The organism is Desulfovibrio mangrovi, assembly GCF_026230175.1.
GTDB lineage: Bacteria > Desulfobacterota > Desulfovibrionia > Desulfovibrionales > Desulfovibrionaceae > Halodesulfovibrio > Halodesulfovibrio mangrovi.
In genome coordinates this window covers 2093961-2109392 of record NZ_CP104208.1, presented here as the reverse complement: position 1 = coordinate 2109392, position 15432 = coordinate 2093961, and the positions used below count along the sequence as shown (strand labels likewise).

15 protein-coding genes are annotated in these 15432 nt (G+C 57.7%); 3 read left to right on the top strand and 12 right to left on the bottom strand.

The features are described from left to right. Positions 1–4: 4 nt before the first annotated feature. The 10 genes from N1030_RS09735 to N1030_RS09690 form a co-directional block, all read right to left on the bottom strand. Positions 5–976 carry a type II secretion system F family protein gene (locus N1030_RS09735; RefSeq protein WP_265825286.1) on the bottom strand — a complete coding sequence of 324 codons (972 nt, stop codon included), beginning with the start codon at positions 974–976 and terminating at the stop codon, positions 5–7. Between the two features lie 30 nt (positions 977–1006). Beyond that, positions 1007–2872, bottom strand: coding sequence for a TadA family conjugal transfer-associated ATPase (locus N1030_RS09730; protein WP_338033297.1), 1866 nt, complete (start codon positions 2870–2872; stop codon positions 1007–1009). Positions 2873–2874: 2 nt separating this feature from the next. Next, positions 2875–4128, bottom strand: coding sequence for a CpaE/TadZ family protein (locus N1030_RS09725; RefSeq protein ID WP_265825285.1), 1254 nt, complete (start codon positions 4126–4128; stop codon positions 2875–2877). Positions 4129–4155: 27 nt separating this feature from the next. Next, positions 4156–4485 carry a hypothetical protein gene (locus tag N1030_RS09720; RefSeq protein ID WP_265825284.1) on the bottom strand — a complete coding sequence of 110 codons (330 nt, stop codon included), beginning with the start codon at positions 4483–4485 and terminating at the stop codon, positions 4156–4158. A gap of 17 nt (positions 4486–4502) precedes the next feature. Next, positions 4503–5927: a type II and III secretion system protein family protein gene (locus N1030_RS09715; RefSeq protein WP_265825283.1), complete on the bottom strand. Its 1425-nt coding sequence runs from the start codon at positions 5925–5927 to the stop codon at positions 4503–4505. A gap of 5 nt (positions 5928–5932) precedes the next feature. Then, complete coding sequence (cpaB, locus tag N1030_RS09710; RefSeq protein ID WP_265825282.1) at positions 5933–6751, bottom strand: Flp pilus assembly protein CpaB; 819 nt, start codon at positions 6749–6751, stop codon at positions 5933–5935. Between the two features lie 24 nt (positions 6752–6775). Then, positions 6776–7327 (bottom strand): A24 family peptidase, encoded by a 552-nt coding sequence (locus N1030_RS09705; RefSeq protein WP_265825281.1) that lies wholly within the window; start codon positions 7325–7327, stop codon positions 6776–6778. 118 nt (positions 7328–7445) lie between these two features. Further along, positions 7446–7613, bottom strand: coding sequence for a Flp family type IVb pilin (locus N1030_RS09700; RefSeq protein WP_265825280.1), 168 nt, complete (start codon positions 7611–7613; stop codon positions 7446–7448). Positions 7614–7658: 45 nt separating this feature from the next. Beyond that, the gene (locus tag N1030_RS09695; protein WP_265825280.1) at positions 7659–7826 is read right to left on the bottom strand and encodes a Flp family type IVb pilin; all 168 of its coding nucleotides are present in this window, start codon (positions 7824–7826) and stop codon (positions 7659–7661) included. Positions 7827–8283: 457 nt separating this feature from the next. Beyond that, complete coding sequence (locus tag N1030_RS09690) at positions 8284–9732, bottom strand: sigma-54-dependent transcriptional regulator (protein WP_265825279.1); 1449 nt, start codon at positions 9730–9732, stop codon at positions 8284–8286. Between the two features lie 193 nt (positions 9733–9925). Between N1030_RS09690 and N1030_RS09685 the strand changes: the two genes are divergently transcribed. From N1030_RS09685 to N1030_RS09675, 3 genes are all read left to right on the top strand, one after another. After that, the gene (locus N1030_RS09685) at positions 9926–11059 is read left to right on the top strand and encodes an FIST N-terminal domain-containing protein (protein ID WP_265825278.1); all 1134 of its coding nucleotides are present in this window, start codon (positions 9926–9928) and stop codon (positions 11057–11059) included. A 238-nt stretch (positions 11060–11297) separates the two neighbouring features. Further along, a complete protein-coding gene (gene purT / locus N1030_RS09680; protein WP_265825277.1) occupies positions 11298–12479 on the top strand; it encodes a formate-dependent phosphoribosylglycinamide formyltransferase in 1182 nt (393 codons plus the stop codon). 103 nt (positions 12480–12582) lie between these two features. Then, complete coding sequence (locus N1030_RS09675) at positions 12583–13830, top strand: glycosyltransferase (protein ID WP_265825276.1); 1248 nt, start codon at positions 12583–12585, stop codon at positions 13828–13830. Here the strand turns inward: N1030_RS09675 and N1030_RS09670 are convergent. Beyond that, the gene (locus tag N1030_RS09670; protein ID WP_265825275.1) at positions 13827–14315 is read right to left on the bottom strand and encodes a universal stress protein; all 489 of its coding nucleotides are present in this window, start codon (positions 14313–14315) and stop codon (positions 13827–13829) included. The two genes, N1030_RS09675 and N1030_RS09670, sit on opposite strands and share 4 nt — an antisense overlap. Before the next feature lie 26 nt (positions 14316–14341). Beyond that, on the bottom strand, positions 14342–15328 hold the full coding sequence (locus N1030_RS09665) for a serine/threonine protein kinase (RefSeq protein ID WP_265825274.1): 987 nt from the start codon (positions 15326–15328) through the stop codon (positions 14342–14344). Positions 15329–15432: the final 104 nt, after the last annotated feature.

The window sequence follows — 15432 nt, the reverse complement described above, 5'->3', positions numbered from 1 at the left end:
CCTCCTATACCTTGATGGTGATGAGCTTTTTCAGGAACAGCGCCCCGAGGCCCATCTGGATGAGTGCGTTCGTGAGCATGAACTTGCCTTCGGGCGTGGTGTAGAGAAGGCTCATGTAGTCGGCGTTGATCAGGTTAATGACCACACCCACGGCAAAGGGCAGGGCAAAGAGGACGTAGGCGGTAAGTTTACCTTCCGCTGCAAGGGTGCGCACGCGGCCGTTGAACTTGAAGCGTTCGCGGACCAGGCGGGCGATGTTGCCCACGATTTCCGAAAGGTTGCCGCCCGTTTCACGCTGGATGTTCACGGAAACCACAAAGAACTTCAGGTCGGGGCAGTCAACGCGGTTGATGAGGTTGGCCAGCGCCACGTCCATGGCGATGCCGAAATTCACTTCATCAAGGGTTTTGGCAAACTCGGGGCCAATAGGGTCGGGCATTTCTTCTGCCACCATGCGCAGGCCCTGCGTGAAGGCATGACCAGCCTTGAGCGCGCGGGCGATAAGGTCGAGGGCGTCCGGCAACTGGCGGTGGAAGTGGGCCATGCGCTTGGCCTGACGACGGCGCAGCCAGCCGAAAGGCGCATAGGCAAAGAGCAGGGAGGGAATGGGGCGCATGAGGAAATGGTCGGTGACGAACTGCATGACGAACCACATGGCCAAAGCGCCCACGCCGCTGATGAGCACCAGCGTGCCGAGGTTGACGTCTACCTGTGCCTGTTCACGCACGGACTCCCACTTGCGCGACCATTCCTGCGTGGAAAGGAAGCGGTGCAGCCACGGTACGGAAGACATGCTGTAGTGACGTTCAATGCTGATGTCTTCGGTCTTGTCCATGGCGGCGCGCAGGCGTTCCATACGACGGCGCACCAGTTCCTTCTGTGAACGCTTGCGCGCGAACAGCAGGTTCATCATCCCGATATACAGGACGAAGAGGCCGAGGATGGCTATGCCGGATATGATGGCTATGGTTCCCATACGCGTCTCCCTTGTTATCCCTTAGGGCAGTTATGCATTGCCCAGAGAGGGGTCGAAGAGGCTCGGGTCAAGTTCGATACCCTGCGCGAGCAGGCGTTCGGAGAACTTGGGCCGGATGCCGGAACAGACGAACTTGCCGACAACCTTGCGGTTTTCGTCAAGGCCGGTCTGTTTGAAGGCGAAAATTTCCTGCATGGTGATGGCGTCGCCTTCCATGCCTGTCACTTCCTGCAGACTCGTGAGCTTACGAGAGCCATCGGAGAGGCGGTTCACCTGAATGATCACGTCCACGGCGGAGGATATGTAGCGCTTGAGCGAATTGCTGGCGATGTTCAGGCCGGACATGGCCACCATGGTTTCAAGACGCATCAGACAGTCTCGCGGGTTGTTGGCGTGGATGGTGGTGAGGGAGCCGTCATGGCCCGTGTTCATGGCCTGCAGCATGTCCAGCACTTCGCTGGAACGTACTTCGCCCACGATGATGCGGTCGGGGCGCATACGCAGACAGTTCTTGACCAGATCGCGGGCATTCACTTCGCCCGTTCCTTCGATGTTGGCGGGGCGGGTTTCCAGGCGCACCACGTGATCCTGCTTGAGCTGCAGTTCCGCCGCGTCCTCGATGGTAACGATACGTTCATCGTGGGGCACGAAGCGGGAAAGGCAGTTCAGCATGGTGGTCTTACCGGAACCGGTACCGCCTGAAACGATGATGTTAAGGCGGGCCTTGACGATGCCTTCCAGCACCTTGCCGATCTCGGGAGTCAGAGCTTTGAAGTTGATGAGGTCCGCCAGTTCGAGCGGGTCTTTCGAGAAACGTCGTATGGACAGGCTCGGGCCGTCCAGCGCCAGCGGAGGGATGATGGCGTTTACGCGTGAGCCGTCCATGAGGCGTGCGTCCACCATGGGCGAAGCTTCGTCCACACGGCGGCCGACCATGGCCACGATGCGGTCGATGATCTTGCGCAGGTGGTTGTCATCCTTGAATCGGGTCTGCACCTTCTGCAGCTTGCCGTGCCGTTCCACGTAGACCATCCGGTAGTTGTTCACCAGAATATCGGAAACCGTGGGGTCCTGCAGCAGGGGTTCCAGAGGGCCGAGGCCGAGTACTTCGTCCTGAATTTCCTTGATGATGCCGCGACGTTCGCGCCCGTTCAGGGGGGCCTGACGGAATTCTTCGCGCAGCAGCTTTTCTACCAGACGGCTTATCTCTTCGCGCAGCTTGGCCGGGGGCAGGGATTCCACGGCGGAAAGGTCGAGCAGTTCGATGAGACGTTCATGAATTTGTGCCTTGATGAGGTAGTAGCCTTCATCGTGCGTCTCTTCGTTGCCGTTGCCCGCAGGTGCGGCCACGGGTGCGGAAGGCGCAGGCTTGGGTGCGGCTTGCTGGGGCTGGGCTGCACGAGCTTGATCCTGCGTCCTGCTCTTGGCCTCTGCCAGGCGCGCGGCAACCTGTGTGGTGGGAGATCTCGGTTCCACCCTGGACTGGGGGGGCAGGATGCCGGCGCGGGCAGCGTTCTGGTTTGAGGTGGTTTCGCGGGCTTCCGGCATGGAGGCAGTCCTGCTCACGGGATGAGTGGTGGGAGCGTTGGTGCGGGAAGCTGCGGACTTGGCTGATGACGCGAGGGACGCGGCTGCCATGGCCGTATCGGGCTTTTCGGGAGCCTGTGCCTCGGGGGTTACGTCATCAAGCACCAACTCGTGCAGATCAAGAAGTGCGTGGCCGTCTTCCGGTTCGATTAAGATGCTGTCCTGCTTCTGTTCATCGCGGAGTCTGAGGGGCTGAGCTGGCTGCGCAGGACGTTGCTCACGGACGGGAGTTGCGTCTGCGGCGGGTACTGCATCGTCAACAGAAGGAGACTTGCGGGTAGTGCGGTTGAGTCTGGCTAACAACGACATGGCTAACCTCCTGCTCCCTGCAATATGTGCATGGGGGTTTGCTGTTCATCTGTGCCAGCTTCGGCTTGGGAGGCGCGGAAGAGCTTGCCCATGAAGCCGGACTTGGGCTTCATCGGGCTGCTTGACGTGGCAGGACGCGAAAACGTGGCGGCCAGCTTGGCGATATTACGGGTCAAGGGCGATTTAGGTGCGGTATCGCGCAGTGGGGTGCCCATATTGATGGAGTTGACGGCAGCTATGTAGTCTTCGTCGATTTTCCATACCACGGGGCGGCCCAGAAGCTCCTCGGCCTCGGCAATGGTTACCCCGGCCTTGGTCGTGTAGCGGTTGACCACGAGTTGCACCTTGTCTGCCACCTCGGGATCTACGCTATCCAGGGTTTCCAGCAGACGGCGGGTGTTGGCGAGGCAGGGGAGGGACAGTTCCGATACCAGCAGCACAACATCAGCCTCGCGCATTGCGGCGAGGGATATTTCGTCTACGAAGGGGCTGCCGTCTACGAATACAGTGGAGTACATGGAGCGCATGATGCTGAGCATGGCGGCAACGGCCTGCGGAGCGGCGGCGCCGGTGTCTTCGGAGCGGTCGGGAGCTGCAAGAATGTCCAGACCGGAGGCGTGGCGCACCATCAGGCTCTGCATGAAGGCGTCGTCCAGTCTGTGCGCGTTGTGCGTGGCGGCTGCCCAGGTGTGGGTGTAGTGCACGTCGAGGAACAGGGGCACTTCACCCTGCGGCTGGCGCATATCCACCAGTGCTGCGGGACGGGCGTCCTCAAGCTGCGAGGCTTCCACGCCGAGGTTGACCGCAATGGTGGTCACGCCGGTTCCTTGCTTGCCGCCGAGGATGTGGATGATGCGTCCGGGGCGGGTGGGCTGAGGCTGGCCAGCGTTACGCTCTGTTGCGGAGCGGGTGTTGCGGGTGGCGAAACGGTCCAAGGCGGCGCGGAATTCGCCTACCTTGAGCGGCAGGGGCAGATATTCGGTGGCACCGGCGCGCATGCAGCCGAGAATGAGGTCGGCGTTCTGGGCGGGCCCGATGACGAATATCTCACGAACTGAAGGATTGGCCGCCAGTACCGCGATGACCGGAACATCCTGCGTACCGCCAACCTCGACGATGACCAGACCGGCGGGCTTGTCAGCCTCTGCCGAGCCGGGCAGCACCACGGAAAAACGCGCGTCTTCCTTCACCAGTTTGGCGAAGGAAGTGACGGCTTCCGTGTGATGCAGTCTGAAGTGAATGGGTACGGCGTTCATGATATGACTCCGGCAAGTATGCCTTGGTTACTTTTTTTCCTTCATGAGAGAGTCGATCACTTCCGCGAAGGACGGCCCCTTATCCTCGGGGCGCGGATCCTGATAGGATTTGATGGCTTTTTCGGTAAGCTGGCCGTTCATGCCCATGACCGGCGTGGTCGTGGGGGGCACGGGGTCGAACTTCTGCGCTTCCAGCTGCTGGCGGAAGGCCTCGCCCTGCGGGGCGTGGAAGCCCTGTTCACCCATGGGCCTGTTCCATGTTTCCGAGAATTTGGCACAGCCTGAAAGCATGATGGGCAACGTCATGGAAACGAGCAGTGCGGCAAGGAGGGCGATGCGATGCATGGTGCGTTTCATGGTGATTCTCCTTTCCGCTATTGGGGGATGATATGGCCGAAGTCGCCTTCCATACCGGTGGAGGGCTGGTTGTCGTCTTCAGGCGAACCGGTGCTCACGGGCTTGATGCGACCCGAGTTGGCGGGGCGGTCGCCTTCCATCTTGCCGTGGAAGAAGAATTCCATTTCCGTGGGCTCAACGAAGTTGTCGGTGGGCAGCTTCTGCTGAGCCACGTCCAGCGGCTTGGTCAGGTGCGGGGTTACGATGATGATGAGCTCTGTTTCCTCCTTGCGGAATTCGCTGGAGCGGAACAGGGTGCCGAGAATCGGAACTTCGCCGAGACCAGGATACTTCTTCATGTTCTCGCGGATCTGGTTGTGCATCAGGCCCGCGATGGCGAAACTCTGGCCGTTACCGAGTTCGACCACGGTGGAGGCGCGGCGGCTGCTCAGAGCAGGAATCTTCATGCCGCTGATCTCAATGAGGTTGGAGTAGTCGAGTTCGGAAACTTCGGGAAAGACCTTGAGGCTGATGCGGTCACCGGAAACAACCGTGGGGCTGAACACGAGCTGTACGCCGTACTGCTTGTATTCGATGGCGATGGTGCCGAAGCCCTGCGGGATGGGGATGGGGATTTCTCCGCCCACGAGGAACTGGGCGTCTTCACCGCTGCGGCAGATAAGGGTGGGTTCCGCCAGCACACGCACAAGGCCGTTCTGCTTGAGCACGTCAAGGAAACCGGTCAGGGTCACCTGACCTGAGGTCATACGAAACATCCCGTTGCGGGCCGGGTTAACAATAGCGGCGCTTTCACCCATGGAGAAGGCACCCTTCGTGGGGTCGAGGTAGAACAGGTTGTTCAGCATGGAGTAAGCGAAGTCGCCCTTGAAGGCGTAGGCAAGGTCGATGCCGAAACGGTCCAGCACGGTTCGGTGCATTTCCGCAATCTTCACTTCCAGCATGATCTGATGCACGCCGCCCACGCTGAGCAGGTTGGTCACCTTTTCGGGGGCGTAGTTTTCGGCAATCTCAAGCGCCGTGGCAAGGCTGGCTGCGCTGGTCACGGTGCCGGAAAGGGTGATTTTGTCGCCGGTGCCCATCACGCGTATGTCGGTTTCCTTGGGCAGCAGGCGATGGAGCATTTCCTTAAGCTGCGCAAGGTCGGCGGTGACATGGATGTCATACACCCCTGCAAGCTCACCGGTGCGGGACCACAGGGTCAGGCTGGTCACACCGGGTTTCTTGGCGGTTACGTATACCTGCCACGGAGAGAGCAGGACGATGTCGGCAGTGTCCGGATCGGCTATGGAAACTCGGGAGGCGGGAATGGTGAGGGACACGACTTCCGACTTGCCCTTTACGATTTCCAGGGTCTGCGGCGTAATCTGTGCGGGGCCGGCAGCAAGGGCCGCCGAGGCAACACAGAGGAGAACTGCCGCGATAACCGCTATGGTTGTGTGCATGGTTCTCATTGTGCAAACCTCATGGTCTGGCGGTTGGTTCCGGAGATGACTTCCACCTTGGTTTCAGGCTTTGCCGTGCGGCTTTTGGGTACGGGCGGGGCAAGAGAGGAGAGTGTGTCGGGAACGTTGGTGCCCTTGGTCTTGATGGATTCGGTGTCCGCAGGGTTGCGCAGGGCAAAGTGCAAGGTGCCGCGGGTGGCTGCCAGAGCCAGCTTTTCCGCGTCCTTGGGTTCCATTTCAAGGGTGTATACATCTACGGAAGAGGTTTCCTTGTCCTCGCCCTTCTGCTCCAGTTCGGTGCCGGTGGCGATGACGCGGATGTTTTCCAGTACGGTCTTGGTGACGGCCTTGTCCTTGGTGCGACGTTCGTCATCAATGGTCACGAGCACGTCTACGCGGTTGCCGGGGCGAATGAATCCGGCGATGCCGAGAATCTGGTTGCCCTTCACGGCTATGGCGCGCATGCCGGGGCTGATGAGGGTGGAAACGCCGCCGTACTGCACGCTGTCGTCGAGCAGACGTCCTGCGGTGATCATCTCGCCCTGTTCAAAAGGCGTGGAGACAACGCGGCCGATGAGGTTGGTGGCTTCGGAGAAAGTGCCTGCCGGCACGGTCTCGGGAAGGAAAGAGGCCAGCTTGAGATGGGTCTCCGTCAGCTTGGTGCCTTTGGCAATGGGCTGGGCGGAAACGACGATCTCAATGGTCTGAGGAGCTTGCACAGCCTGACGCTTCTGACTCCCCTGCATCCATGTGAAGACCATGAAGCCGGCGGCAAGCGAAAGGATGAGCCCTAAGGCTATGGGAATTATTGTGGACGCGCGCATTATTCCCCCCGGAATGGTTGCCGGTTACATCCAAGGTGCCGGTAAGAATCCGGCAGGGCCCCAAGTGATGACCATAACCCCGAAGGTTCCCGCCGCAATGGCCACACCGTAGCAAAGGCGCGGGAAACGCTTGTCGTCGGCCTGCCGGACATAGGCGAACTGGCGTGTCGCAAGAAAGAGCGAAGCCGTGTCGCGCAGTGCGGCAAGTACCTTTTTAAGAACATCCATGTGCCTTGCCAGCATCACGAGGGCGTAGAAGCCGCCCACAATGCTTGTAAGGATGAATGCCTGCAGGGTGAGTGAGAAGCCAAGAAAGGCTCCGGTGGCCATCATGAGCTTGACGTCACCGGCTCCCATGGCGCCGAAGAGGTAGGGGAGGATCATCACGCCAAAACCGAGGGCCAGGCCGGAAAAGCTGAAAACCAGCCCGTCCAGACCCTGGGTTATGCCGTGAAAAGCAAGAGCGAAAGCCATGGCGGGAAAGGTAAGCCAGTTGGGGATGCGCTGGCCCTTCAGATCCGTGACCACTGCGATGAGCAGTATGGTTGCAAGAAGAAGGTTCAGGTATACTTGCATGGCTTCCTCCTCGTCTGGTCATTTAAAAGGTTGACGGGACCGGGGTCGGGGGCTCCCGGTCCCGTCGAGCGCTTTACGCTGCGATCAGGCGTAATATGCTTTCGTGGTTCGGTAGCTGTTATGCGCCGCTGATGTCGCCAGCAAGACGGTTGAACAGGTCACGAATGTTGCCACCGAGCAGGGTAACTGCTGCAGTCAGAACACCGGCGATCAGAGCGGCCAGCAGGCCATATTCCAGAGCAGTGGCGCCTTCTTCTTCACGAATGAAATTCTTGATGGTACGCATTTGGGGTGTCTCCTTCGTAGTATGCTTCCGTGTGTTCGGTAGCCGTTATGCGCCGCTGATGTCGCCAGCAAGACGGTTGAACAGGTCACGAATGTTGCCACCGAGCAAGGTAACGGCGGCGGTCAGAACACCGGCGATCAGAGCGGCCAGCAGGCCGTACTCCAGAGCGGTTGCGCCTTCTTCTTCACGGATAAAATTCTTAATGGTACGCATTTGGGGGCTCCTTTTTTTTGGGATGACGTTTGTCTTATTAGACTGCCTATCGAAGCTGCACGACTCTTCTATGGCAACCCTTGTGCCAATTCTGATCTGAAGTGTCGGATTTTTTTTTAACCATCTGTTATTTAAATGTAAAAAAATGTAAAACGTCTGTTTTTCACGTTTTTACGGCTCTGGCAGGAAGTATTCTGGTGGGGGCGTTCAGGATGTTTTCTATGAAAATTAGAACGCAAAAAAGGGCAATTGCTCAGGTATTCGCGGGAAGGGGTTGGGAACTGTGGAAATTCGCGAAGAAACGGGTGATCTAAAAAAAATAGAGCTACACGAAGCCCTTGATTTTAGGTATTTTCTAGACTTTTGAGGATGGTTGGTAACCCGTTGTGGAACAACGAAGAGGGGGAGGAAGGCGGGGAGATTATCAGAAGATAATGGTGATCTATAAAAATTAGAACTATGGAAGTGATGCTTTTATATCGTTTTGTGAAATCTCATGCTTCTGCATTTTTGCCCAAAGATTCTTGGGGTTAAGCGCGAGCAGGGCCGCTGCTTCCTTCTGGTTGCCATGGGTGCGTTGCAGGGCGTTGAGTATAAGCATGCGTTCCAGCTCTGCCACACTGTCCTTGAGATTGATGGGGCCGTCAGGCAGGGCGGCGAGGCTGCTTTCCGCTTTCCAATCTGCGGTGCCGGAAACCTGCAAGGCTGCCGCACCTTCGGTTGAACCGCTTAATGCACGGATTACATGGCGTTCGTCTATGCGGCCGGGGGCCGCACTGATGGCGAGCCCTTCCAGAACGTTGGCAAGCTGGCGCACGTTGCCCGGCCAGTCGTACTGCTGCAGGGCGAATACAGCCGCTGAGGTGAAGCCGTCCACGTCCAGGGCCAGTTGTGTACGGATGCGGTTGAGGAAGTGGCGCGCAAGAAGGGGGATGTCTTCCTTGCGTTTCCGCAGGGGGGGAAGCTCGATGACAGCCACGTTCAGGCGGTAGTAGAGATCTTCACGAAAGCGTTTTTCCCGTATCAGCTCGTCAAGGTGCTGGTTGGTGGCAGCTATTATGCGCACATCCAGCGTAATGGGTTTGCGTCCGCCCAGCCTCTCCACCTGTTTCTGTTCCACCACGCGCAGGAGTTTGGGCTGGATGGAAAGCGGCATGTCACCGATTTCGTCCAGCAGGATGGTGCCTTTGTCCGCCAGCTCGAACTTTCCGGGCTGCGCTTGCACTGCGCCGGTGAAGGCTCCTTTTTCATGACCGAACAGTTCATTTTCGAACAGGTTTTCGGGGATGGCCGCACAGTTCACCCGTATGAACGGTTTTCCTGCCCGAGGTGAGAGGGCGTGCACAGTGTCTGATACCAGTTCCTTGCCGGTGCCGGATTCGCCGAGAATGAGTACTGTGGTTTCCAGCGGGGCGATGCGCTCTATGCGCTCCTTCACTTCACGGATGGCTGTGCTTTCGCCGATAATGCATCCTGTTGGCCCACTGCACAGCAGGTTGGATTGCAACTGGACCAGTTTGTTCTGGAGGTGCCGTTTTTCCATGCAGCGGCGAACCACTATTTCCAGTTCGCTCAGGCTGAAAGGCTTTGAGAAGAAGTCGTAGGCCCCTTGCCGCACGGCCTCAACAGCCATTTCCTTGGTCGAGAAAGCGGTCATGACGATGATGTCACTCTCCGGTGCTCTTTGTTTGAAGTGGGGAATGGATTCAAGTCCGGACATTCCGGGCAGCTTCACATCTGTAAGAATCAGGTCGAAGCGTTCCGTGCGTAAAAGCTCCAGCCCGTCTTCAGCTCTTGATACCCGCTGCACACGATATCCTTTGGCTTCCAGTGCTTCATTGAGCATGGTGCCGAAGGCGGGGTCGTCTTCCACGAGCAGAATGCGTTCAGATGGAGGGTGAGCCATGGAATCTTGTCCGTTGTTTTGGTAGAGTGTACTGATGCTGGAGCACAGTGTAACCGCTTGTCAGCGTTTCGAAAAGTCATGTTATTATAATATGGGTCTCCGGTATGTGTCTGTTGATGATTTTTATGGCAAATGCCATGCGTATGGGATTATGAATGTTGCATAGTTATGTTCACTCAATGAGAGGGTTGCGTTGAAAGCCGTATCAGTTCGTACCTCAATATCTGTTGCCGCTGATGCCGAAGAGGCTGTCCGCGAGCTTGCAGATGCCATTATGCAGCCTGAAATGGCGGTGGTGGTGTTCTTCTGTTCTGTCCGCTATGACCTTGCAGCGTTGGGCAAGGCGCTCCGGAAGACGTTTCCCTGTCCCATTATTGGATGCACTTCGGCCGGAGAGTTCGTTTCCGGCATGGGATATCGCAAAGGGAGTATCGTGGCGGCCAGCATCAGTTCGTCAGAACTGTCAGTTCGCCCTGTATTGATTGATTCGCTGTCGTCCTTTTCGCAGGATGCGGCCGACAATGTGGCGTCTTCGTTGCTGGGCAACGGCTTGCAGGGACATGAGGAAAAGAACAACAGGTTCGGCCTGCTGATGATAGACGGACTCTCCGGAGCTGAGGAGCGTGTGGTCTTTGCGTTGCAAAAGGTCTTTGGTTCCGTCCCAATCGTGGGCGGCTCGGCAGGGGACGATCTTGAACTGCACAAGACCTTCGTCTACCACGACGGGGAGTTTCACTCCGGTGCCGCTTTGCTGGCTCTGTTTGAGACGACTCTGCCTTTCACCGTGTTGCAGGCGCAACATTTCGTCAGGTCTGAGAGCCGGTTTCAGATCACGGACGCAGACCCTGATTCGCGAACGGTTTTCACCATTAATGACCGGCGGGCAGCCTCTGTCTATGCCGAAGCCATTGGTGTGCCTGAAAACGACCTGACTCCGGATTTGTTTTCGCTGCATCCGCTCATCCTCAGGGTTGCAGGGCAGAATTACGTGCGGGCGGTGCGCGCTGCGTTGCCGGATGGCAGTCTGCAGTTCTACAGCGCCATTGAGACCGGACTCATTCTGTATCTGGGAACCAGTCACGACATCGTCGCCAATCTTGAGCGCGCTTTTTATGACAGCCTTATTCAGGTGCCGTATCCCAAGCTGCTTATAGGCTGCGAATGCATACATCGCCGGCTTGAAGTGGAGTCACTGGGGCTTACCCACAAGATGCAGCGTGTTCTGGACAGGATGGAGCACATCGGTTTTCACACCTACGGGGAACAGGTTGACGCCCTGCATGTGAACCAGACCTTTACCGGTGTTATTCTGGGAGACCATTCCTAGAGGGTAAGCCTGCGGACTGGTGTGTTGTTCCGGCTTGACTCTGCCAATGTGATTCGTAGGGTTTTGACTTGGGTAGATCTTGGCGGGTGATGCCCTATTATGCTGCATGGCTGACTCACACGGATGCAAGCGGTGGGGCAGAAGTTCCTTGCAATACGCTGCGGTATGTGCAAAACCGCGTCAGGCGTGTTCCGCCTAACCGCATCAACAACCTCTTACCGTATCAGGAGCACCATCCATGGCTTCCATCGGAACCCCTCTTACCCCGTCCGCGACCAAAATCATGCTGCTCGGCTCCGGCGAGCTGGGCAAGGAAGTCGCCATCGAGGCAATGCGTCTCGGTGCTGAAGTGATCGCCGTGGACCGCTATGATAACGCCCCCGCCATGCAGGTTGCGCATCGGTCGTACCCGATCAATATGCTTGATGGAGCTGCGCTGCGTCGAATCATCGAGACCGAAAAGCCTGACCTCATCGTGCCGGAAATTGAAGCAATCGCTACCGATACCCTTGTGGAACTGGAGAAAGAAGGGTTTACCGTTGTGCCCACGGCACGCGCAACCCGACTGACCATGAACCGCGAAGGTATTCGCAGGCTTGCTGCCGAGGAACTGGGGTTGCCCACTTCTCCCTACCGTTTTGCAGACACCGAGGAAGAATACCGTGCCGCCATCGCGGAAATCGGTCTTCCTTGCGTTGTGAAGCCCGTTATGAGCTCTTCCGGCAAGGGCCAGAGCACCGTGAAGACCGAAGCCGATATCGCCAAGGCATGGGCCTATTCCCAGGAAGGCGGTCGCACCGGCAGCGGGCGTGTAATCGTGGAAGGTTTTGTCGAGTTTGACTACGAAATCACCCAGCTGACTGTTCGCCACAAGGGCGGCACCAGCTACTGCGATCCCATCGGTCACCTGCAGGTGGACGGCGATTACCGTCTGTCCTGGCAGCCTCAGCCCATGAGCCCCAAGGCCATTGAGGAATCCCGCCGTGTAGCCAAGGTCATTACCGATGCTCTGGGCGGCTACGGCCTCTTCGGTGTGGAACTGTTCATCAAGGGTGATGCCGTTATCTTCAGTGAAGTGTCTCCGCGTCCTCACGATACCGGTCTGGTAACCGTCATTTCTCAGAATATGAGCGAGTTTGCCCTGCATGCGCGCGCCATTCTGGGCCTGCCCATTCCCGCCATCACCCAGCGCGGACCTGCCGCATCCAGCGTGGTGCTGGTGGAAGGCAACGGCACCGGCCCCACCTTCGGCAATCTGGACAAGGCCCTGCAGGAGCCTGAAACCCAGCTGCTCTTCTTCGGCAAGGCTGAAGTGAAGGGCAAGCGTCGTCTCGGCGTGGCTCTGGCGCTGGCCGATTCCATTGAGGAAGCCAAAGCCAAGGCTCAGCGCGTGTCTTCCGCCGTTACCGTGACCTTCTAGATTACGGGACAAGCCGTTTATTCAGCCGGAGGCGCTTTGCGTCTCCGGCTTTTTTTTCTGCTTGGATGCAGACAACCGACTGGAATTTCAGTAGACAAACTGTATGAAATACCTGTTTATCCACCCCAATTTTCCTGCGCAGTTCCGGCACGTGGCAGCAAGGCTGGCCCAGTCGCCCGAGAATCAGGTTGTTTTTGCCTGCACCAACACGCGCCCGGAGTGGGTGATAGCCAACGTGCGCAAGGTGCAGTTCGGCACGCGCTTTCAGCCCCCGACAAACGGCCACAAGCTGGCGCATTATTATGAGCGGGCTGTGGCACAGGGCGAGGCTGGCTACATGCTGTGCCGCAAGCTTGTCGAATCCGGTTTCACGCCGGACGTGGTGGTGGGACATTCGGGCTGGGGGGCGACCATGTTTGTGCGTGATGCCCTGCCGAAAACCCCCTTCGTGGGGTACTTCGAATGGTATTACAATGCGGACGGAGCGGATGTGGGATTTGATCCCGCCGAAACGGTCACGGGGATTCAGCGGATGAACCTGCGTACACGCAACGCGGTGATCCTGAACGACCTTGATGCCTGCTGCATCGGCCAGTTGCCTACGACATGGCAGGCGTCACAGTTTCCTGAACGGTATCGCGATAAGCTCGCCATCCGTCATGACGGAGTGGATACCACATTTTTCGCACCGCTATCCGCCGAGGAGCGGGCCAAGGGGCTTGTGTTGCCCGGCCTTGATCTTTCCGGTGTCCGTGAACTCGTCACCTACGCCACGCGGGGTATGGAGCCCTACCGAGGCTTTCCGCAGTTCATGGAGGCGTTGCCGCGCATCCTTGCCGAACGGCCAGAGGCACACGTGCTCGTGGTGGGTGAGGACAGGGTTTGTTACGGCAAACCGCCTCAGGAGGGCGGCAGCTGGAAGGCTGTGATGCTGGACAGGCTGAAAGGGGTGCCGGGTATGGACAGGGTGCACTTCACGGGGGGACTGCCCTACGGTGAATACCGTCAGGTGCTGCAGCACTCCATGGCACATGTCTACCTGACCAGACCTTTTGTGCTTTCCTGGTCCATGCTTGAAGCCATGAGCTGCGGAGTGCCGCTCATTGCCTCCGCCACTGCTCCGGTTGAGGAGGTGGTGGAGCATGGCAGGAACGGGCAGCTTGTAGACTTCTTTTCTTCCGATGCTATTGCCGAAGCGGTATGCAGGGCACTTTCCAACCCTGCTGAAATGCTTCCCATGCGCAAAGAAGCCCGCAGGACCGTTCTTGAGCGGTTCAGCCTTGAGCGGCTTTTGCCTGGCAACGTGCAGCTCATCGTGGATGCCGCTATGGGCAAGTTCGACTCTCGCTAGCCCACGACCCATACGGTACAGGTATGCGTCTCCTGTACGATACGGTTGGAGACGCTGCCGAACATGAAGGCTTCGGTCTTCGAAACGCCTCGTCGTCCAACAACCACGGTGCCGTAATCGCCCTCGCGCTGAGTGCGCAGAATGTCTTCCACTACACTTTCCCCCGTGCTGCATACGATGGCCTCTTCAAAGGGCGACTTGCAGCTCACGAGGTAATTCACCGTGACGGCCTGCGGGGGAATGCCGCTGTTTTCAAGAATGCCGCGCGCCTTTGCCAGTGCTTCCTTGTGGGCCTGCACCCGTTTGCCGCATTCCGCTCTCCATCGCTCTTCGTCGGGAAAGAAGTCCCGGTCCGGCAGACGTTCCACAAGAAGCAAGGTGATCTGGACACCCGGCAGCTTTGCGACCATCTCGCCCGTATATGCGACAGCTTTGAACGCGTATTCGGAAGAGTCAAATGCGATGAGAATACGATTGTTACTCACGGTGTTCTCCTTCGTATTGTCGTCCTTTATGCCGGAGCGGCGCCGCCGAATTCCTTTTCCAGTGCTTCGATGCAGGGAACTAGGTCGGCGAGCAGATCGTCCGTGGTGTTGTAGAAAATTTCTGCGCTGTTGGAAAAATGCATCAGCACATTATTCAGCGCTTCCGGAATGTAAGGATAAATCTTGCGCAGGTTCACGATACGGTTGGGGATGACTATGGATAGGTCCTCGGTTGAGAGTTTGCCCTGCAACTGTTCGGCAAAGCCCATGGACTCTATGGACTGCACGGTGATGTTGGCCTTGCCAACCAGAAAGACAAGAATGTTGCCGAGGCCGAAGAGATCCAGCCCGAAGGGGTGTTCATAGGAGTGGAATGTGTAGTCGAAGTCGATCCACCGCAGGTGTTCGGTGCCAAACTCCATATACAGGTGGTCACGGCGGATGTCGCCATGACGTTCCCCATGCTGATGCAGCATGCCGATGGCGCGGATGGCTTCGAGGTACTTGCGCAGCAGCCCGGGCAGGCGTTCACGGAAATAGGTCTGGTGGTCAAGGTCTATGCGGTCCACGGTTACATCAAGCCGCCTTCCGTTGACGATTTCCAGTATTCGCACATTTCGTCCTGCGGCGTCTTTGACGGTCACTCCCTGCATGAACCGCTCATCGTCGCGAACTATTTCCAGTATGCGCGATTCCTTGTCGGGACTGCGGTAGCACTCCACGCTGAACCGCCCGACCTGCACGGGGAAGGTTTCAAAAAATTCCAGCTTCAGAATCTTGCGCTGTCCCGTTTCCAGTTCATGGCATCGCTTGACCCAGTACTTGGGGTCTTCCAGACCGAAACGGCGTTCAGCTTCGTTCTTGTATACCATGTAATGCATGTCGTTGAGCCGGATGACGTTACCGTAATCTATGGACATGAATTGGGTGGTGTCTGTCACAAGACTTCTGCAATACTGGATGGGGAAGTCCGGTAGATACTTTCTGACCAGTTCTCGTACTTCGGCAGACATGGCGGACCTCCTTTGCGCTGTGCGAATAGGGGTGTGCCGTCGTTGATATCTGATGAGGGCGGATACTCTCTGCCAGTTCTGTCACGTTCTGCTGGGGGGCGATT